At 55.8% G+C, this 400-nt stretch carries 1 pseudogene; it reads left to right on the forward strand.

Annotated elements, in window-relative coordinates:
• Nucleotides 1–400: pseudogene (locus tag ACRBG0_RS14885) on the forward strand (hypothetical protein); the annotation flags it as partial.

Consider the following 400-nt stretch of genomic DNA (forward strand, 5'->3'; position numbering starts at 1 on the left):
GTACGGGCGTTACCGGAAATACCTTGACTTACACAGGCCCCGGTTGCTACGAAGTAACCTACACAGTGAGCGCCTTCGCGGGAGCCGACGTAGCATGTACGGATGAAGCGACGGCCTACATCTACATCCAGGAGCAACCCGAACCGAGCTTTGACCTGACGGATCAACTGTGTTGGGATGGCGTTACGGCAACGACTTTGACGCCACTTGTAAACTCTCCTGTTTACACGAACAGTGTAGCCCGTGCCTGGAGCAGTAGCAACCCCGCCGCCGCGACGATCGACCCCATGACGGGTGTCGTAACGGTAATCGGAAGCGGCACGACGACAATCTGTCTGGAAGAAACGATCGCTCACGCTGCATGTAATCTTTACGCTGCAAGCGACTGTGTGGTAGAAGT

Source organism: Lewinella sp. (assembly GCF_050633125.1).
Taxonomy (GTDB): domain Bacteria; phylum Bacteroidota; class Bacteroidia; order Chitinophagales; family Saprospiraceae; genus Lewinella.